This window comes from Pseudomonas paralactis (assembly GCF_001439735.1).
Classification (GTDB): domain Bacteria; phylum Pseudomonadota; class Gammaproteobacteria; order Pseudomonadales; family Pseudomonadaceae; genus Aquipseudomonas; species Aquipseudomonas paralactis.
The window spans coordinates 1-20,900 of the sequence record NZ_JYLN01000002.1; the positions used below are offsets into that span (position 1 = coordinate 1).

Below are 20,900 nucleotides of genomic sequence, written 5' to 3' on the forward strand. Positions count from 1 at the left end.
CCCGTGCTAACGAACATTGACCCCTGGTCAGACCGTCGCGAATTGATGCCTGCGCTCCTACCGGCCCTTGAGGCCTTTTTGTAATGGGCAGATCGCGAGCTGATCCAATGTTGGCCAGAAGCTGTTTAGGGCTTCCTCGAATAGGCCTGATACATAGATGCAACCGGGTACCAATGTTTGAAAAGCGGGTTGACAGTGGGGGCGAGTCCATACATAGGAGCGAGCTTGCTCGCGAAAAACCTCAACGATAACGCATGCCTCCTGAATGAATGCGGCGCCTATGAGTTCTTCGCGAGCAAGCTCGCTCCTACAACAGCTAGATTGTATTGGCCCTGAAGTCAGGGTTTCAGCGGGCGCTCCTGGTCCCGCTCGGAAAGCTCCGTGCCGTCGTCGGGGTGCTTCCAGGTTTGCGGCTTTTCTTCCTCTGGCTGCTGCCGAGGATGTTCACGTTCCGGTTCATTGTGCTGCTTGTATTCGTTGCCCATAGCCACCTCCCATCCGTAAGAATTGGATACAGGTTCAAGCATAGAACAGCTCTGAAAAATCGGGTGGCCGTTTGAACTGATAGCCAACACGCATCAATGCATCCATATTTGTCACTTATCATTTCTAAATGTGTCAGCCAATATCCCAAGTCTTAAGCGAAACAAGCACTTTAAAAAGAACGCTGGAGACACAAAATCATGACTAGCCCTTCCCGGCCTGACGCTGCCAGCTCGAAAGTAGGCGCTGTATTGCGCGTTACTTCGGGCAACTTCCTTGAACAGTTCGACTTCTTTCTGTTCGGTTTCTACGCTACCTATATCGCCGCCGCTTTCTTCCCTGCCGCTAATGAGTTTGCGTCATTAATGATGACCTTCGCCGTATTCGGCGCGGGCTTCCTGATGCGACCGCTGGGCGCAATCATTCTGGGCGCCTATATCGATGACGTGGGCCGTCGCAAAGGCTTGATCGTGACGCTGTCGATCATGGCCAGCGGTACGCTGTTGATCGTGCTGGTGCCCAGTTACCACACCATTGGCCTGTGGGCGCCGCTGCTGGTGCTGCTGGGCCGCCTGCTGCAAGGCTTCTCGGCCGGTGCTGAATTGGGCGGTGTGTCGGTTTACCTGTCTGAAATGGCCACCCCGGGCCGCAAAGGTTTCTACACCAGCTGGCAGTCGGGCAGCCAGCAGATCTCCATCGTCGTCGCCGCCGCGCTGGGCTATGGCCTGAACGTGTGGATGGAGCCGTCGGTGGTTGCCGACTGGGGCTGGCGCATTCCCTTCGCCGTTGGTTGCGTGATCATTCCGTTTATCTTTGTGCTGCGTCGCAACCTCCAGGAAACCGAAGAGTTCGCCAACCGCAAGCATCGCCCGACCATGCGTGAAGTGATGGCGACCCTGGTAAAGAACTGGACCGTGGTCATCGGCGGCATGTTGATGGTGGCCATGACCACCACCGCGTTCTACCTGATCACCGTTTACGCACCGACCTTCGGCAAGACCGTGCTGCAACTGAGCACCTCCGACGCCCTGCTGGTGACCTTGCTGGTGGCGGTGTCGAACTTTTTCTGGCTGCCGATCGGCGGCATCCTCAGCGATCGCTTCGGCCGCAAACCGGTGCTGATCGCCATGACCGTGCTGACCGTTCTCACCGCTTATCCAGCGCTGTCCTACGTGGTTAACGCGCCAAGCTTTGCGCACATGCTGGAAACCCTGTTGTGGTTCTCCTTCCTCTACGGCCTGTACAACGGCGCAATGATCCCGGCGCTGACCGAAATCATGCCGGTAGAAGTGCGCGTGGCAGGCTTTTCCCTGGCTTACAGCCTGGCGACTGCGGTCTTCGGTGGCTTCACGCCGGCGATTTCCACCTGGTTCATCCACATCACTGAAGACAAGGCATCCCCCGCTTACTGGATGATGTTCGCCGCGCTGTGTGCCTTGTGTTCAACCCTGGCGTTGTATCGCCACGCCAATACCCGTGGCCAAGTCATGCAGGAGGCCGTGCAATGAAGCCGTTGTTCAAATCCCTCACGGCCGTCGTCCTCGGTGCCCTGGCGCTGACGGCCCAGGCCGAACAGCTCAAGGTGATGACCTCCGGTGGCTTCACCGCTGCCTATAAACTGCTCGGCCCGCAATACGCCAAGCAAAGCGGTGACACCCTCGACACCATTCTCGGCCCGTCCATGGGCAAGGCGCCGGAAGCGATTCCCAACCGTCTGGCCCGCGGCGAACACGCCGATGTGGTGATCATGGTCGGCTACGCTCTGGATGAGCTGATCAAACAGGGCAAGGTCGACCCCGCCTCCCGCGTGGAATTGGCCGACTCGCGCATTGGCCTGGTGGTGAAGGAAGGCGCGGCAAAACCTGCGATCAATACTGACGCCGAACTCAAGGCCGTACTGAGCAAGGCTAAATCCGTTGCCTATTCCGATAGCGCCAGCGGTGTGTATGTCGAGAAGGAGTTGTTCAAGAAGCTCGGTATGCCGGCCAAGGGCACCATGATTGAACGCGTGCCGGTGGGCGAACAGGTGGCCAAGGGCGACTACGAAGTCGGCTTGCAGCAGGTGGCCGAATTGCTGCCGGTCAAGGGCGTGACGTTTGTCGGCAAGCTCCCGGAAAACGTGCAGTCGGTGACACGCTTTGCGGCGGGCATTCCGGTCAACGCCGAACACCCGGACGAGGCCAAAGCGCTGCTGGAGTTCATGGCATCGCCGCAAGCTCAGCCAGCGGTGCAATCCACCGGCCTGGACTCGGTGTCACGCTGACCGAAACGGCATCTCCCGCACCAACCGCTCCAACTCCAGCGCCGCTGGCGGCAATGTCCGCCCGCGGCGCTTGATCAAGCCCACATTGCGCATCACCTGCGGCTCTACCAGCGGCACACTCACCAGAATCGGGTGCTCACACGCCGGCATCGCAATCGACGGCACCATCGCCACGCCCAACCCCGCCTCCACCAGCCCGATCATCGTGGTCACGTGGTGGGTCTCGCAGATACTCGGCTTTTTCACCCGCACGCCCCGCAGCGCCTGGTCGAGCAGGAAGCGGTTGCCCGAGGTTTTGTCCACGCTGATGTAGTCGTGTTCGTAGGCTTCGGTCCAGGTCACGCTCTCACGTGTGGCCAATGGGTGGTCACGTCGACAGGCGAGCACATAACGCTCCTGCAACAACAGCTCGAACTCCACCTCGTCGGCCAGGCTACCGCTGAAGCTCACGCCGAAATCCGCTTCACCGCTTGCCACTGCATTGCTCACTTCGCCCGCACTGGCATCCAGCACACGCAGGCGAATCTTCGGATACAGCTTGTGGAATTCGGAGATCACGTGGGGCATGAAGTAATACGCGGTGGAGGGCACACAGGCGATGGTGACGTTGCCCATGCGTGTGGACGCGACGTTGCTGATGCCCATCAAGGCGATGTCCAGATCGTCGAGCATCCGCTCCACCTGCGGCAGGAAGGCACGCCCGACCATGGTCAGGCTGACCCGCCGCGTGGTGCGCTCGAACAGCTTCACATCGAGGGCGGACTCAAGCTTCTCGATGCGTCGGCTGAGGGCCGGTTGCGAGATTCTTATAGCCTCGGCGGCACCGCGGAAACTGCCCTTGTCTACCACGGCGCGGAAGGCCTGGAGGTCGTTGAGGTCGAAATTGATGATCACGGGAGGCAGGCCAAAGTGGTCGGGGTGACGAGCATTATCGTATGGGAGCCGGTGGGATGCCACGTGTGCCGAGAGGGTTTGTCGAGATCATCCTGTTACACATATGAAGTCATACATATCAGCAGGTTATCGGCCGTATACGGCCACGCGATCGCCAAAACGGGTCAATACTTGGAGCCTGACCTACACAACTGGAGACGTAGCAATTCATGGAAACCTACCCCTTCTGGATGGACGACGAGGTGCCGGGCATCGGCATTGATCAGTTGCTTCTTGCATCACGTCAATGGTCGAGTAGGATTGAATCCTACTCACCTCTGACGGATTCACCCATGCGCTCAACCCAGCAAATGAGCATCACCTTGCCCCTTGAAATGGCTGCCCTGGTCAAAGCCAAGGTGGCTACTGGCGAATATGCCAGCGAAAGTGAAGTGATTCGCGACGGGCTGCGGGCGTTGCTGGCGCGTGATCGTGCCATGGAAGATTGGCTCAGAGACGAAGTTATCCCAGCAGCGACCGCACTTGAGGCGAAGCCTGAGCTTGGGTTATCGCCAGAACAGGTTCGCGAACACATGGCGGCCAGACGTCAGCGCAAAGGCACAGGGGAAGTGTGAGCTACTCTGTAGTTTTTTCGCCCGAGGTCTTGACCCAACTCGATGCACTCGAAGACTACATCAGCGATGTCGGCTCCCCTCCTGTAGCAGCGCGTTTTATCGACAATCTTGTCAGCTACTGCGAAAGCCTTGCCCTGTTTCCCTTGCGTGGCATGCGCCGTGATGACCTGCTGAAACACTTGCGCATCACTCACTATCGTCGCAGCACCATTATTGCTTTCAGGGTGAGGCCTGATCTCAAAACGGTATCGATCGTGGGCGTGTTTTATGGCGGGCAAGACTACACAGCGTTATTACAAGGAGATGGGAACGAACGCTCATCGAAGTTTGAAGAGCCTGCTGAAAACTGATCAGCAGGCTTTTAGCGCTTAGTCGCCTGATCGCTTCCCCCAAGCCGCTGGCGTACTGAAAAATGCCTGCGCGTTACTGTCCAGGGTCTCCAGGTGATAACCACCCTCCTGCACGATCAGGCACGGCAGCCCCAGCCCTCGAATGCGCTGCCCTAACCGCGCGAAGCCTTCGCGCGTCACCGAGACTTTGCTTTGGGGGTCCAGCTCGTAGATATCAAAGCCCAGTGACAACACCAGCACATCCGCCGAGAAGCTCTTCACCGCTGCCAGGGCCTGCTCCAGCTTTTCGAAGAACACCGCTTCGCTGGCACCATGTGGCATAGGCAGGTTGAGGTTGTACCCTTCGCCGGCGCCGTTGCCTTTTTCCTCGGCAAAGCCTGTTACGCCCGGATAGAAGTTGGTCGGGTCGCCGTGGATCGACACATACAGCACGTCATTGCGGTCGTAGAAAATCTCCTGGATGCCTTGGCCGTGGTGCATGTCGGTATCGAGCACCGCGACGCGCTGGAAGCCTTGGCGTAACGCTTGCGCAGCCACCGCCGCATTATTGATGTAACAGAAGCCGCCCGCCGCATCGAAGCGGGCGTGATGCCCCGGTGGCCGACACAAGGCGTAGGCGGCAGGTGCGCCATCGAGGATCGCCTTGGCAGCGGCAACCGCGCTCTGGGCTGACCAATACGCCGAGCGCCAGGTCAGTTCACCGATCGGGCAACTGCCATCAGCCAGGTAACGTGCCGCCTGGGCCAGAATGCCGCGCAGGGCGTTGGGCTCGCGTACGAAGATGTTGGACATGACTTCGTCGCCCCAGTCTTCGGGGATTTCCTTCCAGCGCTGGTGAGCTTCTTGAAGAAAATCCAGGTACGCAGCGCCGTGCACGGCGAGCAGCGGTTCCATACCGTAGTCGCTCGGTTGCTGGATATCAAAGCCCAGGGTTTGCGCAGCCAGCAGCAGGTTGCGCGCACGCTCGGGGACCTCCTGTGGTGTGCGCATCTGGCCACGAGAATAGTAACTGCGTGGGTGATGCAGCAGTTGTTCGGGATGGAAAAACGTATTCATAGGATGCTCCTGGATAAACACAGAACCTGTGGGAGCTGGCTTGCCTGCGATTGCGCACGGTCAGAGCACAATGTACTGCCTGCTTCACCGCTATCGCAGGCAAGCCAGCTCCCACATGGGCACGGCGTCAGCCTTTATAAATGAACCTGGCCGGCGCGTTTCAACACGGCGTTGAGCAATACATCGGTGCCCTGGCGCACGTCTTCGGGCAAGACGTCTTCGGCTTCGTTGTGGCTCAGGCCACCGACGCAGGGGATGAAGATCATCGCGGTCGGGCAATAGCGCGCCAAGTGGATAGCATCGTGGCCGGCGCCGCTGATGATGGTCTGCTGGCTGTAGCCCAGCGCGTCCACCGACGCTTGCACACAGGCCACGCACTCAGCATCGAACGGCGTGGCCGGGCTGAGCCAGTGCGGTGTGATGGTCACGCTGAGGCCACGGTTGTCGGCAATCGCCTGCAGGCGGGCGCGCACTTGCTGCTCCATGGCGTCGATATCGGCGTCGCGGTGATGACGCAGATCGACAGTGAAGTCGAGCACACCGGGAATGGTGTTGCGCGACGACTTGGCGATGCTCAACTCACCCACCGTAGTCAGGCCATGCGGGGCAAAATCGGCAGCGAGGTTTTCCAGCGCCTGGATCATTTTTGCGGCGCCGTATAAAGCATCTTTGCGCAGCGCCATCGGCGTGGTGCCAGCATGGGCGGCCATGCCTTCGACCCGTACATCGAGCCAGCGAATCGCCTGGCCGCCGGTCACCACGCCGATACTATTGGCGTTGTCTTCCAGGATCGGGCCTTGCTCGATATGCGCTTCGAAATACGCATCCACCGCCCCACCCAATGCCCGCTCACCGTTATAGCCGGTGGTGCGCAACGCCTCGGCTACGCTGACGCCATCACCGTCGGTGGTCGCCAACGCCTTGTCCAGCGCGAGGGCACCAGTAAAGACCGCCGAGCCCAGCATCGCCGGGGTGAAACGCGCGCCTTCTTCGTTGGTCCACACCGCGATTTCCAGGGGCTTGCGCGTCTGGATGCCGTGGTCGTCGAGGCTGCGGATCACCTCCAGGCCCGCCAATACGCCGTACACACCATCGAAACGCCCGCCTTCGGGCTGGGTATCAAGGTGGCTGCCGATCATCACCGGGGCCGCGTCATTGTCGGCACCCGAGCGACGGGCGAACAGGTTGCCGATGGCATCCACGCTCAACGTCAGGCCAGCGGCTTTACACCAGTGACTGAACAGCTCGCGACCGGCCTTGTCTTCGGCGCTCAATGCCAGGCGACAGCTGCCACCGCGTGCGGTCGCGCCGATCTCGGCCATGTCCATCAGGCTACGCCACAGGCGCTCGCCATTAATCTTCAACATTGCTGACTCCCTCAACTGTGTGCCATTTCCAGGCGGTGGGCCGTGGCGTGGCGGCGGGACAAGGCCAGCACGCATACCAACGAAACCGCCGCGATCACGCTGTAAAACACTGCCATCGGCCACCACTGGCCCAGGTATTGATGGGCCAGCCAGGTGCCGATCAACGGTGTCAGGCCGCCGGCCAGCGCGCCGCATACCTGGTAAGCCAGGGAGATCGCGGTGTAGCGCACACGGGTTTCAAACAGGCCGCTGACAAAACCTGCGATGACGGCGTAGAACGACGCCATGCACACCACCGCCAGGGCTATGCCGAGGATGATCAACGGCGCCTGGCCGCTGCTGACCAGGACGAACATCGGGTACGGCGAGGCCATTGCCAGCACGCACATGGCGCACAGAAACCGCGTAGCACCGACCTTCTCCGCCACCCAGGCAGCCAGCGGCTGAACGCAGAACTGAATAATGGCGACGAAGAACAGGCATTCCAGAATCAACGAGCGCGGCAGGTTAAGTTGCTGAGTGCTGTAGGCAATCATGAAGGTGTTGGTGAAATACACGCCGGCAATCCCCAAGGTGTTGGCGCCAATGCACAACAACAGTGGACGCCAAGCGGTCTTCAGCACTTCCAGCACGGGGGCTTGGTCCTGCTTGATCGCCCGGGCTTTTTCCGCCAGGGCCTTGTCTTCGAGGAACTCCGGCGACTCATTTACACCCAGGCGAATCGCCAGGCCGACGACCAACAGCAAGGCACTGGCCAGGAACGGCAGGCGCCAGCCCCAACTGAGCAAGTCTTCTTCCGGCAGACGCGTGACGGCACTGAACGCCAGCAAGGAAAGGATCAAACCCGCCGGGCTGCCCAGCTGCGCGAAGGATGCAAAGAAGTTACGACGCCCCTTTGGCGCATGTTCCCCGGCCATCAACACCGCCCCGCCCCACTCACCGCCCACCGCAATGCCCTGTACTACCCGCAACAGGATCAGCAGCACCGGTGCGGCAGCGCCGATCTGGGCGTAGGTCGGCAATAGGCCGATGCACACCGTGACCACGCCCATCATCACGAGGGTAATCACCAGGGACTTCTTGCGGCCGATGCGGTCGCCGATATGGCCGAACACGATGCCGCCCAACGGCCGCGCAAAAAAGCCCACGGCGAAGGTGCCGAACGCGGCCATGGTGCTGAACAATTTATCATCGGAGGGGAAGAACAGCTGACCGAACACCAGCGCCGCAGCGGTGGCATAGATGTAAAAGTCGTACCACTCGATCATGGTGCCGATAAAAGCGGCGGCCGCGGCACGGCGAGGCTGCGGCGAAGCGGAAGGCTTCATGGGGCTGGCTCCTTTGTTTATTTTTTTGGCAGGAGAAGGTCAAACCGGTGCGCTCTGGTGGCGCTCGTTAAGCCTGATTTTTCGGCCAGAGGCTATGATTAGTCAATTTTCTATTTATTATCTTGATTATAAATAGCGCTTATTATCGAGCCACGCCATGCCCGAAACCCGCCGCGATATTCACCCGTTGCTCAACGACCGCCTGGACTGGAACCTGCTGCGCACCTTCCGCGTGATCGGCCAGGAACTGAGCATCAGCCGCGCCGCTGCGCGCCTGCACCTGACGCAACCGGCCATCAGCCAAGCGCTCAAGCGCCTGGAAGAACAATTGGGCTGTCAACTCATCGCGCGTCGCGGCCCACGCTTTGTACTCACCGAGGCGGGTGAACAGATCTTCGCGATCGCCGGTGAGATGTACGGCCAGGTGTCGCAGATGAGCAACGCCCTGCAAAAGCCTGGGGATGAAGTGATCGGCAAAGTGCGCTTGCTGATGATCAGCCGGATTAATTCCGACACTTTCGATGACTTTCTCGCGGGTTTTCATCGCGAGCATCCACGGGTCGAGCTGGAAGTCGAAGTGATGCGCAGCTCCGACATCGTCGCCGCCCTGCTGGAAAAAACCGCGACCCTGGGGCTCAGCCTCAATCGCCGGCCACAGCCGCGCCTGGAACAGCACCTGTTTCTGCGTCAGCGCTATGCGTTTTTTTGTGGGAAACACCACCCATTGTTCGGACGCACAGGCTTGGTCGAAGGGGACTTGCAGTCGGAAAACTTCGTGAGTTTTACCAGCGACCAGATCGGCGGGATGCTCTCGCCGCTGACGATTTTTCGCGATCAGCAAGGGTTCGGCGGGCGGATCGTGGCGTCGTCATCCAGCCTGGAAGAAGTGCGGCGATTGGTGATTGCGGGGTTTGGTTTGGGCTGCTTACCGACTCATGTGGTGGCGGACGATGTGAAAAACGGGCTGCTGTGGCGGTTGCCGCCGGATGAGGGGATTGCGGATGTGGATATTCACTTGTTGTGGAACCGGGAGCAGAAGATGAGCCGGGCGGAGGGAGTGTTTATTGAGTGTCTTTTGGGGCGGTTGGCAGGCGAATGATTGGCCACATCCTGCGTGTCAAAAAGCAGTTACAACTCACTGGATGCACGTCGAAGCACGCACGGCTAGGATTGCAGTGAACTAAGCCAATGGCGTACATTAGCGATGATTTTCATAGAGACGTCAGTCTTCACCCGTCGCGTTAAAGAATTGATCGACGAGGATGCCTACACGACTCTTCAGAACGTGTTGGTAGTCAACCCTTCTGCTGGCGATGTAATCGAGGGTACGGGTGGAGTTCGCAAGATACGAGTAGCAGCCAAGGGCCATGGCAAACGAGGCGGGGCGCGGGTGATCTATTACCACTTCGTCTCGGCATCACAGATTGTTCTACTGATGATCTATCCCAAAAATGAACAGCAGGACTTGACTGCCGACGAGCGCAAGTCACTGAAGGCTGCGATTGAGCACTGGAGATAGCTATGAGCAGATTTTTTGATGAATTGATGGAAAGCGTTCAAGAGATGAACGAGATCCTGCGCGGAGAACGCGAACCTTCTCGTGAATTCCATGTTGATTCAATGCGAGTCAAAGAGATCCGTAAGGCGACAGGGCTGACCCAGGCTAAATTCGCAGCGCTGATTGATGTGCAACTTGGCACATTACGTAACTGGGAGCAGGGTCGTCGTGAACCTACCGGACCAGCAAAGGCATTGTTGAAAGCTATCCATAATGACCCAGTCCATGTACTGAATGCATTGGCTAGCTAAAATAAGACTCCACCGCTGCGCCTTAACCATCGTCATAACCGGAAAAGCTCGGAGCTGACTCAGCGACGGGCTTTTTCGTTTGTGCGGCAGATTTAAGGCTTTTTAAAATCTCACATCGATAGCACTGATGATTACTATCGAAACGAGCGCCTGAACGATTGCCGCCACTGATTCCTATAATCGCTCCAAATTCCCTCCTCGCCTGGCTTCAGGCGATATTCCTCCCGGAACCCAATCCCATGCCAAGCGCGAGCCAGGCCCCTAGCGGGCTTCCCGAACATAATCAACAAAGCGTCAAACAGCAGTGGCTGGCGATTCTTTCAGTCGCCGTGGGTGCCTTCGCCCTGGTGACCAGTGAATTCCTGCCGGTGGGCGTACTCAACGACGTTGCCAGCGACCTGGGCATCAGTGCCGGTCACGCCGGGTTGATGGTGACATTGCCCGGCATCATGGCCGCCCTCGCCGCGCCGTTTCTGTCGGTCAGCATTGGCGCCATGGACCGACGCTACCTGCTGATTGGCCTGACACTGGTGATGATCATCGCCAACGGAGTGGTGGCCTTTGCCACCGACTTCAGCCTGCTGCTGTTCGGGCGTGTATTGCTCGGCATCAGCATCGGCGGCTTCTGGGCCACGGCCATCGCCCTCAGCGGCAGGCTGGCGCCCAAGGGCGTCGGCGTCGCAAAAGCCACGTCGATCATCATGATGGGCGTGACCCTGGCCACCGTACTCGGCGTGCCTGTGGGTACCTGGCTCAGCGGCCTGATGGGCTGGCGAATGACCTTTCTGGTCACCGCGCTGGTGGGTGTGCCAGTGCTGCTGGCACAAGTCTTCCTGCTGCCGCGCCTCAAACCGGAAAAGGCCATTGAGGTTCGTGACCTGCCAGCCCTGTTTATCAACCCACAAGCGCGGGTCGGGTTGATTGCCGTACTGCTGATCGGCCTGGCGCACTTTGCTGCGTACACTTATGTCGCGCCGTTCTTCAAACACAGCTCCGGCTTCGACGGGCCGACGATTGGCTCATTGTTGCTGCTGTATGGCGTGGCAGGCGTACTGGGCAATGTGTTCGCCGGCTTCGCCGCCAACCGCAGCGTGCGTAACACCTTGCTGTTGGTCGCGCTGATGATCGGGACCAGCACCGCCCTGTTCCCCTACTTCGCCACCGGTATGACAGGCGCCGTGGTGCTGATCGCACTCTGGGGCTTTGCCTTTGGCGCCTTCCCGGCCTGCGCCAGTATCTGGATGTTCGTGGTGGCGCCCAAGGATGTGGAACGAGGCATGCCGCTGTTCGTAGCGCTGTTTCAGGTGATCATTGCCCTGGGCTCGTTCTTTGGTGGACGGATCGTCGACCAGATGGGCAGCTCGGTGTTGTTGAGCCTGGCCACGGTGTTGGTGGGGTTGGGGTTTGCGACCGTGCTGGTGTTGGGCCGCAAGGTGAGCAACAGCTTGGTGGCGCAGCCTGCCTGACCGAGTTGCAGCCACAAAAAAGCCTGCTGAGCGTTGAGTTCAGCAGGCTTTTTTCGTTTCAGAAGCAGGTATTTATTTGGCCGTGGGGAAATCACGCTCCAGGACAGCGTCCACCAAGGCTTGCGCGTTTTCAATCAATTGAGCCAGGGCCATGATCACGGGCGACTGCGTGCTGACTGGATCTTCGGCGCATTGGTAGGCGGTTTGCAGGGCGGATGACAGGATTTCGGTGGCGTTTGTGAGGGCTTCTTCGGTGCCGACATCTGCACCTACATGGAAGATTTTCCGAGGGAAAAATTCGGAGTCAGAATCGAGATTGCTCATTGTGTAGCTCCTGTATGCAATGGGAGCTGCCACATCCCGCTGTCAAACAGAATCAGGTGGCAGCTGTGCGCGGGTTGACAGACCGGTATACAGGACCCGGCGCACCCGAAGATGCCCCACGCACAGCCGCCATAAAACGACGTCACAGCAGAAACGCTGTAATCGCATGGAGGTCGTACACCTGTAAATCAGTCTGTCAAAACCGGTCGCCATGAGGGCGACGGCGGAAGGTTAGCGCCCTACCCCAGCCAACGCAACCCTGCCCGAAAACTGCCGCCCCCGCATAACGTAAGCACCTGTTTCGGAAAAGCTCGGTAATCAGAATGGCAGGCATAAAAAATCCGGAGCTCTTATCAGGAGTCCGGATTTTTTATGCGGGTCAGACCCATTCGGTGCTACAGCGCTTTTACCGGCTTAATCAAACTCTCTGCCGGAATCCCAAACATCTCATGTAGTTTCCAAATCATCGGCAGCGTAAGAGCTCGCTTCCCGTTCAGCACCTCATACACCCGATTCTTGCGCCCAATGGCAGGCACAAGGTCTGTGGCTGACAAACCGGACTGTTCCATCCTGAAACGTATGGCATCCACCGGATTGGGCAGGTCAACCGGAAAGTGTTTCGCTTCATAAGCTTCGATCAGCGTAATCATTACCTCAAGGTAATCCCCTTCAGGCGTCCCGGGCTCTGGTTCATTATCGAACAGCGGCGAGACAGCCTTCAGCGCTTCTTGGTAATCCTGTTCGGTATGAATGGGTCGAATGTTCATGGGTTACTCCATTTCCACAGTATCAGCGTCGACGGCGTCGTACTGCTTATGTGTGCCGACAAATTTGATATAGAGCGCGCCGTAGCGATAGGCCACAGCAACCACTAGCCGGTAGTCATTGCCTTTGATGTTGAACACGACCCGGCGGCTTTTGAGAACGCTCGCATGGCGAAATTGGCCCTTGATATCTGCGGGCGTCTGCCAGTTCGCTTTCTTGACCTCGTCAATCCAGGCAAGGAGGGACTGCTCTGAATCCGGGTATTTCTGCCAGAAAGTCTTGAGCTGACTGATTGCGATGATTCTCATGAACCGATCCTAGTCCCACACTGGGACTCACACAAGTGCGTTTCATCTGTTTGTCGTGCTCTGATACCCCACCACACTCAGAAACGCCAAACTGAAATCATGAAGAAATTTTACAGTCAGGCACCCAGCATGATCGGGTTAGTGAGGAAGCCGTCGTGGTCACTCACGTCGGCCAGCTGCAGTTCAGATGCACCGATGCTCATGGCCACTGCCACCACGGCGTCGATGCGACCAGTGATTTTGCGCTGGGCGAAGATGCGGTTGTCCTTCTGATCGGCGTCTGACACTAAGCTGGCTGCGGTCCAACGCGATACTGGGTTGGCTTTGATCTTGACCGACCTAATGAAGTGGTCAGGCATTACTGAGCAGGGCGAGGCTATGACTCTGATGATTCATCACCTGCATGCGCTGGGCTCCGCGAAGTGCCAGCCGCTGCTGAATCCGCCGCGCCACGAAATCCAGATATCGTAAACCTGGCGCGGGAATTCCGTAATAAAAGCCTACTCGCCATCCAGAAAGGTCCAGGCGACGAGATCATAGAGCTCTTATAACCACCGTAAGAGCTGTATCCGACAATAAGAGAGCAGCTTTACTGCATCTGCTTTGTTCGAATCCACTCGGTTTTCAGAATTTGCTGTGCTAGCACAACAATTCTGCTGCAATTCCCATATGCGTCACTTCCTGGGGTGCTTGCGGATGACAGTGCACTCAGTACTTCTGCGGTAAGTTCAACGAAAGCTGGCTCTTTAGGGTTGGACAGCAGCTGTATTTTTGAACTCAGTGAAAAGGATGTCATCAATAACCTCCTCTTTTCTGCTTCCCACGACTCCTTCAATCCCGCAGCTGCAGCTTGATCATGAGCTCTAACATTTTCAATAAATGCGTCATGAGATTCGGCACCTGTCGCGTGAGCCTGTAAAAGACCGATTGCAGCAATGTATTCAGCGCACGTATCACGAAGGTCGTTGATCCACGCTTGCCGACTCTCTTTAAGTGCTACCGCTTTAGCCAGAATCATCTGATTATTGGCAGTTTTTTTGAAAGTGAAAATTGAAACCCACGCCCCTACCAGCACTGCAATAGCTGTAAGTGCGAAACCGAAAACAACAGTCCAATCCGTCCCTGAGTCAACAACTGCTCTAATCTCCGGCACTCGGTTTAGCGTCACTACCATATTTTGTATCGTCAATTTCTGCTCCTAGCAGGATATCATTCAAACAGACAGATACCCCAATCCAAACCAAACTGCCACCAGCGGCCACCGGAGGACGGCGCCTACCTGAGGAAAACGCAATGCCCGAACTTCACAGCGCAATCCACAAGATCGACATGAAGCCAGACGGCACCCCGGCCGTTCTGTTCCTCAGCGGCGCCGAGCAAGTAGAGAGGCAAGCCCGCGACGACCTGATGCGCCAATTCAACGAAAGCTACAACGGCACCGCCGGTAAGGGCTGGGGCTTCTTCCATGCTGAGTCGGTTGTCTACAGGTCGAGTTGCGTTTATCAGAAGTCACCATACTCACCACGGTGATTGCGCACCACTATACATTCAAATGTAAACCTAGTCAGGAGCGAGTCGCCAAGCTCAAATTTAGACATTTCAATCTTTCGTCTGGCTTCTAGCTTACAAGCTTCTCTAGTGGGGTAGGAAGTTAAGTCGATCACTAATTTTCCATCGTGGTCGTCATCGCACATGACGAGATACGTGCACCTATCGATGCTAAGATAATGGGGTTTTTCGGCAGTGCGGGCAAGGAAATTTTTTTCACGCTCCTTATAGTCTAATAGCAGCGCCATGCCAACGACAGTAGCGATCACAATGACAGCTCCCAATACACGTTTAAACCACTTTGTAAAAATTTTGAATTCCACTTTTGTTTGTCGTCCATTTGGTTGCGTGCTGGGATTTTCTAGATAAGTGCTCTGTCATCCTAATTCATTTGGCATTAGTGGAAGTCCGGGTCATTATCAAAGCTATCTTGATTGTAATCATTAATTAGGTCTCGTGAGGGTCTGACACCAACCCCAGTATTGACCCAGTCCCTCACATTTTTCGCTGCACCATAATATCCCGGAAATAGTGTTGTGGCATCCACGCCAAGACATGAGCAGAGCTTTAATAGGTCAGGAACCTGCTCAACTGCCAACGTCATCTTGATGAGCGGCCTTACGCTTCTAGCAATACTACAGATTTCCTCTACGTCCTCTAAGGCTTCCGCCTGGAATGGACCAAAATCATCTTCTTGGATACTATGCGTGGTGAATAACCCGGATTGAGCTGCTTGATTTCTACTAGTGCCACCTGGCGTTCTGATGATCTTGACTGTCTTCCAGCTATCAGAATATCTTGTATTGAGTGCCCAAATGGCAATCCTTGGCATATTTCTGTCATTTATCTCAAGGCTCGCCGATGATGCAGCAAAGTAGCAAGCTACAAAGCTTCTGTCTGTCCAATCTAGAAGGCGAGTTGGCACATCGTAGTGCTGCGCGGCTGCCATGATCTCATAGAGCTCTTTTGGGGGCCACGGCAAGTAAGAACTATGCATGACATACTTATCAGCAAACAGCCTGCCTTTAACCTGCTCTGAATAGCCTGGGACGGTTAGCCCCGATCGTTCACAACCCTCTAAAAACTTCTTGAGTACATCTAACTCAAAGTGAATTTGTGCGGAGTGAGACTTGTCAAAAATTCTATCGGGCAAATCAAGCCCAAAACCTCCCTCACCTTGACGACATATTGAAGGAATAAGTTTGTATTTGTCGCTTGGTTGACCTCTGAATATATATGGCTCTCCATCCCAAACAGAATTCAACGGTGATATGTACTCTATCAAATCACGCGCAGTCTCAAAATTTTTCACAATTGGGCTTCCCATCACTCACCTGCTGTCATTTGATCAGCCTTCAGTGTAATGGCCTTCTGGCAGAGAGGCTATCAAGGTGTGATACCAATAGAGTAATCGCACATAGTGACGATACACAGCTACAGCAAGAACACAGGTGGTTGCATGCACGAATGCTGAAATATTGCGTGATGATATCCCTGTGAGAATATTTGCAGATGTCACCACGCCGCTAGATATAGCAAATCACCTAACTGCGAGAGGTGTGAAGGCTGCTAGGGGTAATGTATTCGCACCTACCGTAGCAAAACGTACTATCGAGCGTCTTGGCATCGCCTTCCCACAAGCGTCACAGAGTGACGATAAAGACTGAGTGCGGCTCGACGTATTGGTATTGATCTAGAACAGCCCGTACGCGCTCCTAGGAAGGCTCGGGGTGAGGGGAGAGTAATCTTGGCATTCCCCCGGCGTAGATAAGACCCCTGCATCAAACCCTTCAGACCAATATCCAGCACCCTCCACGGATTTTGAAACCACGTGCACACGATAAGTCGGCAGATTGCCGATTCTGAATTTTAGGGAGTTGTGGTGGGGCAGACGTGGTCAACGCCCGCCGAAGAAGCTATGACTTCAGCTGTAACCAATCTTTCGACTAGGATTTTGGGGCGCGAGGGTCATAGGCTTGAAGGGTAAATGATTGGAATGATCCATCGACTTCAATATTTACAGCCGAGGATTTATCGATCCTATCGGTTCCGCCGATAAGAGCATAACCATTACGCCACACGAATATGCCCTGCTCCTTGAGCTTTTTTGCAATTTGTTTGGCCACCACATCCTGCAAATAGTCAGAATCGAGCTGTCTCCTTTGCAGGACATCCACGTCCTCATCTACCGGCCCTTCCTCACCCTTGTAGAAGGTGTAGGGCATGCTCACGAACTCTTCATTTGCGTCGACCATTGGGCTTCTCCTTAGCTTGGTAAGGGCACAATTTCGCCCGGAGACTACGATAGCACAGTGCCACACAACGGAAGATTTACAGAACCATTTGAGATTACGCAGAACTCAGATTTCTCAAAACAGGGAAAATCAGGATTTTGCAACAGTAAACAATGGTGGTGCTATCTACGCGTTATCTGAACGAGGCACCGAATAAGTTGATTCAAGGCAATGTTGGTGCCTGGAGCCAAGTCTCGCCGGTTAGTCAGCGACGAAGCCTCACATCACTCAGCCCGTGCGCACGACTTTATACGCCCTTGGCCCCTTAGGCTCCTCATGCACCTCAAACCGAACAACATCACCCATCGCTATACCATTAACGACATCTTCAACATCATCATAAAAGAAAAATACGTCGCGCCCTTTTTCTCTTCGTATAAACCCGTAACCTTTAAAAGAATCATAAGCATTAACAAAACCGGTATCGACTAGCTGATCTTCTGTCATATTCACTCCCACATCAACACCTTAGATGGAACGTCGGAAAATTTCGCTTTCAGCTGACGTCTAAGAGCTCTTGCCAAAGTCTTGTTGGTCCTTGTCAGGATTCCAACTCTGTTAATCAACCTCCTGTAAGCGTTAATTACAGAAACCTTCACATGACTAGTCTTAGGCCGCTTCAATAGCAAATCAGCCTCACGAATAATTGCGGCTGTTGCTTTACCATCATAAAGTGGAAGTATATCTCTCATCCGAGCACGCAATTTCAGAGCTTGAGAGTGTTCAAGCCTTGTTAGCTTGGCAACCTGACCTGAGACTTTATTCCAGAGCTCGTGATATTCATCTCGAAATCTGTCCTTCTGATACTCTTGCTCACAGATATAAACGGAATGCCGAATTAAATCTCTTTCAGCTCGTCGAATTTTTGGGATACCGTGCCCTACCCACACACCAGTGACAGCATACTCAGCCGACAAATCGTCAGCTCGCTCTATCTTCGTCTTACTTTTCTTAATGCGTAACTTATGCTCACTGAACAACCCGGCTACATATTTTATATAGGTAGTAGCTTCATCCTGAGAAAGAACTTTGTTGGACGAGAGCGTCACATCATCTAGCAGACGGGAATATGCGATCCCCTTACTCCTGAGCTCAGCAACAAAATTGTACTCAGAGTTATGAAATATTAGATTAGCAACATAGCTAGACGTGCATGCCCCTTGTGGGACTTTTCCGTCTCTAGTAACGATTTTACATAGAAGATCACTGACATCGTCAGGAAACTTGAATAAATATTTGAAAATACCTAGAACACTACCACAAGGAATATTATCGTAGAAATCCCGAATATCTAGACTAATCAGAGATTTTGAACCGGCATGTATTCGACTATTCTCAATATAGTCACGCGGATTATCCTCGTCCTTAACGCCACCTTGAAGATATAACGGGTAACGGACCTTTTCAAAAAGCCTAGAGTTTATTCTTTTTTGAAGCTTTTTAAGCTCATACTTTGGCTCATATACGTTCCGTTCCTTATCTCCTTTCGTCCTAATAACAAAATGAGTATATGAATCAGTCGCCCGTGCCGCCAGATCAGTAAGCAGCTTTGGGTGCACCCCTAGCGTCTTAGCTAACATCGCCAGAGAACCAATAGATGCATGAGGATAATAAGGCTTGTCCTTCGCCACTAGCTTGACCTTTCCGTAGTTATCAAAGCAAAGATTAAGAGTCAGTTAGTTGCTATCGCCTCCCAAGAAGATGGAGATCAATTTGCGACCAACCCAGCCGAAGAAAGCCATCACGGTCAATCTGAAAGCTGCATTTGAGCCAATTCTTTTCCCCGATGGACTATCTCTAGCTACACCGGGAATGCTCTTCTTTTTACCAGCCATGTGTATTTCAATTTTAACATCGAACATTGCAAAACCCTCTTGTTGTGAATACAGAGAATTCTGTATTCACGGCCAGACCAATTGGATTAAGCATCTCAAGGAATATTTGTATTGACTCAAATGGACTCTTAACTTTTACGCCAGACAACGGTCGCAGCGCGTAAGCGGAGGAGCGCAGAACACGCCACCACGCGTACGGAGGCTACCGAGGCGCCGGTCATGACCCCCAAGGGGTCGCCAAGTTAGGCATCGATTTCCTTGAACATATGACTTTAAAGAGCGGGAACAGGTGAATGCACCTGCTGCCACAGAGTATTGAGAATGAGGCTATGCTGTCAACAAGACATCAAAGAAAATTGAACTTTCGCAGGGCGCTGATATTCGTCTCCCCTACTGAGATTCCCGCGCAAGGCGAATGCATCGCCTATTCTGTTTACCGGGGCGGGTTGAGTAGTAGAATCGAGAAAATCATCAGACACAAAAAAGCCTCGTAAATCATAGACTTACGAGGCTTTCTAAATAATGGCGGAGAGATAGGGATTCGAACCCTAGGTACCGGTGAAGGTACAACGGATTTCGAATCCGTCCCATTCGGCCACTCTGGCATCTCTCCAACGGCGCGCATCATAACAGCATGATTGATGGATGCAAAGCGCCGAAGCGATTTTTTTCCGTGCTATCAGATGCTTGCGTCGATTACAGCGGTACGCCGAGACGATTGGCGACTTCTTCGTAGGCTTCGATCACGTCACCGAGACCTTGGCGGAAGCGGTCTTTGTCCATCTTCTTCTTGGTGTCCTTGTCCCACAGGCGGCAGCCATCGGGGCTGAATTCGTCGCCCAGGACGATGGAGCCGTCGTGGAATACGCCGAATTCGAGCTTGAAGTCCACCAGCAACAGGCCTGCGTCGTCGAACAGCTTGGTCAGCACGTCGTTGACCTTGAGGGACAACTCCTTCATGCGCGCCAGTTGCTCAGCGGTGCCCCAGCCGAACGCCACAACGTGGGATTCGTTGATGAACGGGTCGCCCTTGGCGTCGTCCTTCAGGAACAGTTCGAACGTGTAAGGGTTGAGCTTGAGGCCCTCTTCCACGCCCAGACGCTTGACCAGGCTGCCGGCGGCGTAGTTACGCACGACGCATTCCACCGGAATCATGTCGAGCTTCTTGACCAGGCACTCGTTGTCGCCCAGCAGTTTGTCGAATTGGGTCGGGATACCGGCCGCTTCGAGCTTCTGCATAATGAAGGCGTTGAACTTGTTGTTCACCATGCCTTTGCGATCCAGCTGTTCGATGCGCTTGCCGTCGAACGCCGAGGTGTCGTTGCGAAACAGCAGGATCAGGCGGTTGGCGTCGTCGGTCTTGTACACCGACTTGGCTTTGCCGCGGTAGAGTTCTTCACGTTTTTCCATGATGGGCTCCGCTTTGAGTAAGGTGGGCTAGGCGATGTGTCGCCAGTCGAGCCCTGAATCTTGATCGGCCAGTTGCAGCCAGTCCGGGTCGCACCCGAGGGTGTCGACAAAACATTGCCGGGCAAGCGTCGGCAGGTTGTTCTTGCTGCTGAGGTGAGCCAGGACCAGGTGTTGCAGGTCTTGCCAGCCCAACTCGTACACCAGGTATGCCGCCTGGTGATTGTTCAAATGTCCCAGCTCGCCGCCCACCCGTTGCTTGAGAAAGTAAGGGTAGTGACCGCGTGCCAGTAGATCCCTGCAGTGGTTGGACTCGATCATCAAGGCATCGAGGTCCCGGTAACCGTCCAGCACCCTGGCGCAGTAGGAACCCAGGTCGGTCAGCACGCCGAAACGCCGCTGGCCGTCACTGAATACGTATTGCGTAGGCTCCTGGGCATCGTGGGCAACCGCGATGACATTGATGCTCAAGGCACCGATTTGCAGTTGTTCGCCACCAGCCAGAAAACCTGCCGGCTCGATGGGTTTGCGCATCCCGCGCAGCGTGCCGCGGCTCATGTACACCGGCAGATTGTAGCGCCGAGACAGTAAACCCACGCCATGCACGTGGTCGGCATGTTCGTGGGTCACTAGAATCGCGCTCAACTGCGCCGGGTGGACCCCGAGACGCAGCAGGCGTCGCTCGGTTTCTCTTAACGAGAAACCACAATCGACCAGCACATACGTGTCATCGTGGGCGACCAGCGTACCGTTCCCTTGGCTACCGCTGCCGAGAACGGCAAAACGCAT

General features: G+C 55.2%; 26 protein-coding genes, 1 tRNA gene and 1 pseudogene. 10 read left to right on the forward strand and 18 right to left on the reverse strand.

Annotation, left to right across the window (positions count from 1 at the left end; genetic code table 11):
* Positions 1-338: 338 nt before the first annotated feature.
* Positions 339-485, reverse strand: coding sequence for a hypothetical protein (locus tag TX23_RS28150; RefSeq protein ID WP_167346920.1), 147 nt, complete (start codon positions 483-485; stop codon positions 339-341).
* Positions 486-683: 198 nt separating this feature from the next.
* Here TX23_RS28150 and tcuC point away from each other — a divergent pair, with 198 nt between their 5' ends.
* Positions 684-1,991, forward strand: coding sequence for an MFS transporter (gene tcuC / locus TX23_RS04150; protein WP_057701143.1), 1,308 nt, complete (start codon positions 684-686; stop codon positions 1,989-1,991).
* Positions 1,988-2,746: a substrate-binding domain-containing protein gene (locus tag TX23_RS04155; protein ID WP_057701144.1), complete on the forward strand. Its 759-nt coding sequence runs from the start codon at positions 1,988-1,990 to the stop codon at positions 2,744-2,746. The genes tcuC and TX23_RS04155 overlap by 4 nt, the downstream gene beginning before the upstream one ends.
* Here TX23_RS04155 and TX23_RS04160 read toward each other — a convergent pair.
* Positions 2,738-3,640 (reverse strand): LysR family transcriptional regulator, encoded by a 903-nt coding sequence (locus TX23_RS04160; RefSeq protein ID WP_057701145.1) that lies wholly within the window; start codon positions 3,638-3,640, stop codon positions 2,738-2,740. The two genes, TX23_RS04155 and TX23_RS04160, sit on opposite strands and share 9 nt — an antisense overlap.
* Positions 3,641-3,849: 209 nt before the next feature.
* On the opposite strand from TX23_RS04160, the gene TX23_RS04165 reads away from it, so the two are divergent.
* Together TX23_RS04165 and TX23_RS04170 are read left to right on the forward strand one after the other, a co-directional pair.
* Entirely contained in the window at positions 3,850-4,254 is a 405-nt protein-coding gene (locus TX23_RS04165; protein ID WP_082629568.1) for a ribbon-helix-helix domain-containing protein, read from the forward strand.
* Entirely contained in the window at positions 4,251-4,604 is a 354-nt protein-coding gene (locus TX23_RS04170) for a type II toxin-antitoxin system RelE/ParE family toxin (RefSeq protein WP_057701147.1), read from the forward strand. Before TX23_RS04165 ends, TX23_RS04170 begins: the two co-directional genes overlap by 4 nt.
* Positions 4,605-4,622: 18 nt before the next feature.
* On the opposite strand, the gene TX23_RS04175 is transcribed toward TX23_RS04170, so the two are convergent.
* From TX23_RS04175 to TX23_RS04185, 3 genes are all read right to left on the reverse strand, one after another.
* The gene (locus TX23_RS04175) at positions 4,623-5,660 is read right to left on the reverse strand and encodes a histone deacetylase family protein (protein WP_057701148.1); all 1,038 of its coding nucleotides are present in this window, start codon (positions 5,658-5,660) and stop codon (positions 4,623-4,625) included.
* 134 nt (positions 5,661-5,794) lie between these two features.
* Positions 5,795-7,027 carry a Zn-dependent hydrolase gene (locus TX23_RS04180; protein WP_057701149.1) on the reverse strand — a complete coding sequence of 411 codons (1,233 nt, stop codon included), beginning with the start codon at positions 7,025-7,027 and terminating at the stop codon, positions 5,795-5,797.
* Positions 7,028-7,038: 11 nt separating this feature from the next.
* The gene (locus TX23_RS04185; RefSeq protein WP_057701150.1) at positions 7,039-8,355 is read right to left on the reverse strand and encodes an MFS transporter; all 1,317 of its coding nucleotides are present in this window, start codon (positions 8,353-8,355) and stop codon (positions 7,039-7,041) included.
* Between the two features lie 157 nt (positions 8,356-8,512).
* Between TX23_RS04185 and TX23_RS04190 the strand changes: the two genes are divergently transcribed.
* The 4 genes from TX23_RS04190 (at position 8,513) to TX23_RS04205 (ending at position 11,630) form a co-directional block, all read left to right on the forward strand.
* A complete protein-coding gene (locus TX23_RS04190; protein WP_057701151.1) occupies positions 8,513-9,454 on the forward strand; it encodes a LysR family transcriptional regulator in 942 nt (313 codons plus the stop codon).
* 105 nt (positions 9,455-9,559) lie between these two features.
* On the forward strand, positions 9,560-9,874 hold the full coding sequence (locus TX23_RS04195) for a type II toxin-antitoxin system RelE/ParE family toxin (RefSeq protein ID WP_057701152.1): 315 nt from the start codon (positions 9,560-9,562) through the stop codon (positions 9,872-9,874).
* 2 nt (positions 9,875-9,876) lie between these two features.
* The gene (nadS, locus tag TX23_RS04200) at positions 9,877-10,164 is read left to right on the forward strand and encodes a NadS family protein (protein ID WP_003189536.1); all 288 of its coding nucleotides are present in this window, start codon (positions 9,877-9,879) and stop codon (positions 10,162-10,164) included.
* Positions 10,165-10,403: 239 nt separating this feature from the next.
* Positions 10,404-11,630 carry an MFS transporter gene (locus tag TX23_RS04205; RefSeq protein ID WP_057701153.1) on the forward strand — a complete coding sequence of 409 codons (1,227 nt, stop codon included), beginning with the start codon at positions 10,404-10,406 and terminating at the stop codon, positions 11,628-11,630.
* A 72-nt stretch (positions 11,631-11,702) separates the two neighbouring features.
* Here TX23_RS04205 and TX23_RS04210 read toward each other — a convergent pair whose 3' ends face one another.
* The 4 genes from TX23_RS04210 to TX23_RS27970 all read right to left on the reverse strand — a co-directional run bounded on the left by TX23_RS04210 (position 11,703) and on the right by TX23_RS27970 (position 13,314).
* The gene (locus TX23_RS04210; protein ID WP_057701154.1) at positions 11,703-11,954 is read right to left on the reverse strand and encodes a DUF6124 family protein; all 252 of its coding nucleotides are present in this window, start codon (positions 11,952-11,954) and stop codon (positions 11,703-11,705) included.
* A 395-nt stretch (positions 11,955-12,349) separates the two neighbouring features.
* Positions 12,350-12,721, reverse strand: a complete 372-nt coding sequence (locus TX23_RS04215) for a helix-turn-helix domain-containing protein (protein ID WP_017848700.1) — start codon at positions 12,719-12,721, stop codon at positions 12,350-12,352.
* Between the two features lie 3 nt (positions 12,722-12,724).
* On the reverse strand, positions 12,725-13,027 hold the full coding sequence (locus TX23_RS04220; RefSeq protein WP_057701155.1) for a type II toxin-antitoxin system HigB family toxin: 303 nt from the start codon (positions 13,025-13,027) through the stop codon (positions 12,725-12,727).
* A 116-nt stretch (positions 13,028-13,143) separates the two neighbouring features.
* Positions 13,144-13,314, reverse strand: a complete 171-nt coding sequence (locus TX23_RS27970) for a hypothetical protein (protein ID WP_157243902.1) — start codon at positions 13,312-13,314, stop codon at positions 13,144-13,146.
* A 43-nt stretch (positions 13,315-13,357) separates the two neighbouring features.
* Here TX23_RS27970 and TX23_RS28345 point away from each other — a divergent pair.
* Positions 13,358-13,578, forward strand: a pseudogene (locus tag TX23_RS28345) (hypothetical protein); the annotation flags it as partial.
* A gap of 38 nt (positions 13,579-13,616) precedes the next feature.
* Here the strand turns inward: TX23_RS28345 and TX23_RS04230 are convergent.
* Complete coding sequence (locus TX23_RS04230; protein ID WP_057701156.1) at positions 13,617-14,216, reverse strand: hypothetical protein; 600 nt, start codon at positions 14,214-14,216, stop codon at positions 13,617-13,619.
* 104 nt (positions 14,217-14,320) lie between these two features.
* Between TX23_RS04230 and TX23_RS04235 the strand changes: the two genes are divergently transcribed.
* Positions 14,321-14,557 carry a hypothetical protein gene (locus TX23_RS04235; protein WP_057701157.1) on the forward strand — a complete coding sequence of 79 codons (237 nt, stop codon included), beginning with the start codon at positions 14,321-14,323 and terminating at the stop codon, positions 14,555-14,557.
* 415 nt (positions 14,558-14,972) lie between these two features.
* Here the strand turns inward: TX23_RS04235 and TX23_RS04240 are convergent, their stop codons facing one another.
* The 8 genes from TX23_RS04240 to TX23_RS04275 form a co-directional block, all read right to left on the reverse strand.
* Positions 14,973-15,887 (reverse strand): FRG domain-containing protein, encoded by a 915-nt coding sequence (locus TX23_RS04240; protein ID WP_244885940.1) that lies wholly within the window; start codon positions 15,885-15,887, stop codon positions 14,973-14,975.
* A gap of 634 nt (positions 15,888-16,521) precedes the next feature.
* Complete coding sequence (locus TX23_RS04245; protein WP_057701158.1) at positions 16,522-16,830, reverse strand: hypothetical protein; 309 nt, start codon at positions 16,828-16,830, stop codon at positions 16,522-16,524.
* A gap of 267 nt (positions 16,831-17,097) precedes the next feature.
* Positions 17,098-17,316, reverse strand: a complete 219-nt coding sequence (locus tag TX23_RS04250) for a retron Se72 family effector protein (RefSeq protein WP_057701159.1) — start codon at positions 17,314-17,316, stop codon at positions 17,098-17,100.
* 2 nt (positions 17,317-17,318) lie between these two features.
* Positions 17,319-18,500 carry a reverse transcriptase family protein gene (locus tag TX23_RS04255; protein WP_057701160.1) on the reverse strand — a complete coding sequence of 394 codons (1,182 nt, stop codon included), beginning with the start codon at positions 18,498-18,500 and terminating at the stop codon, positions 17,319-17,321.
* A gap of 45 nt (positions 18,501-18,545) precedes the next feature.
* Positions 18,546-18,731 (reverse strand): hypothetical protein, encoded by a 186-nt coding sequence (locus TX23_RS04260; RefSeq protein WP_057701161.1) that lies wholly within the window; start codon positions 18,729-18,731, stop codon positions 18,546-18,548.
* A 496-nt stretch (positions 18,732-19,227) separates the two neighbouring features.
* A tRNA-Ser gene (locus TX23_RS04265) sits at positions 19,228-19,317 on the reverse strand.
* 83 nt (positions 19,318-19,400) lie between these two features.
* Positions 19,401-20,114 (reverse strand): phosphoribosylaminoimidazolesuccinocarboxamide synthase, encoded by a 714-nt coding sequence (gene purC / locus TX23_RS04270; RefSeq protein WP_005786030.1) that lies wholly within the window; start codon positions 20,112-20,114, stop codon positions 19,401-19,403.
* Between the two features lie 27 nt (positions 20,115-20,141).
* Positions 20,142-20,900: an MBL fold metallo-hydrolase gene (locus TX23_RS04275; RefSeq protein WP_057701162.1), complete on the reverse strand. Its 759-nt coding sequence runs from the start codon at positions 20,898-20,900 to the stop codon at positions 20,142-20,144.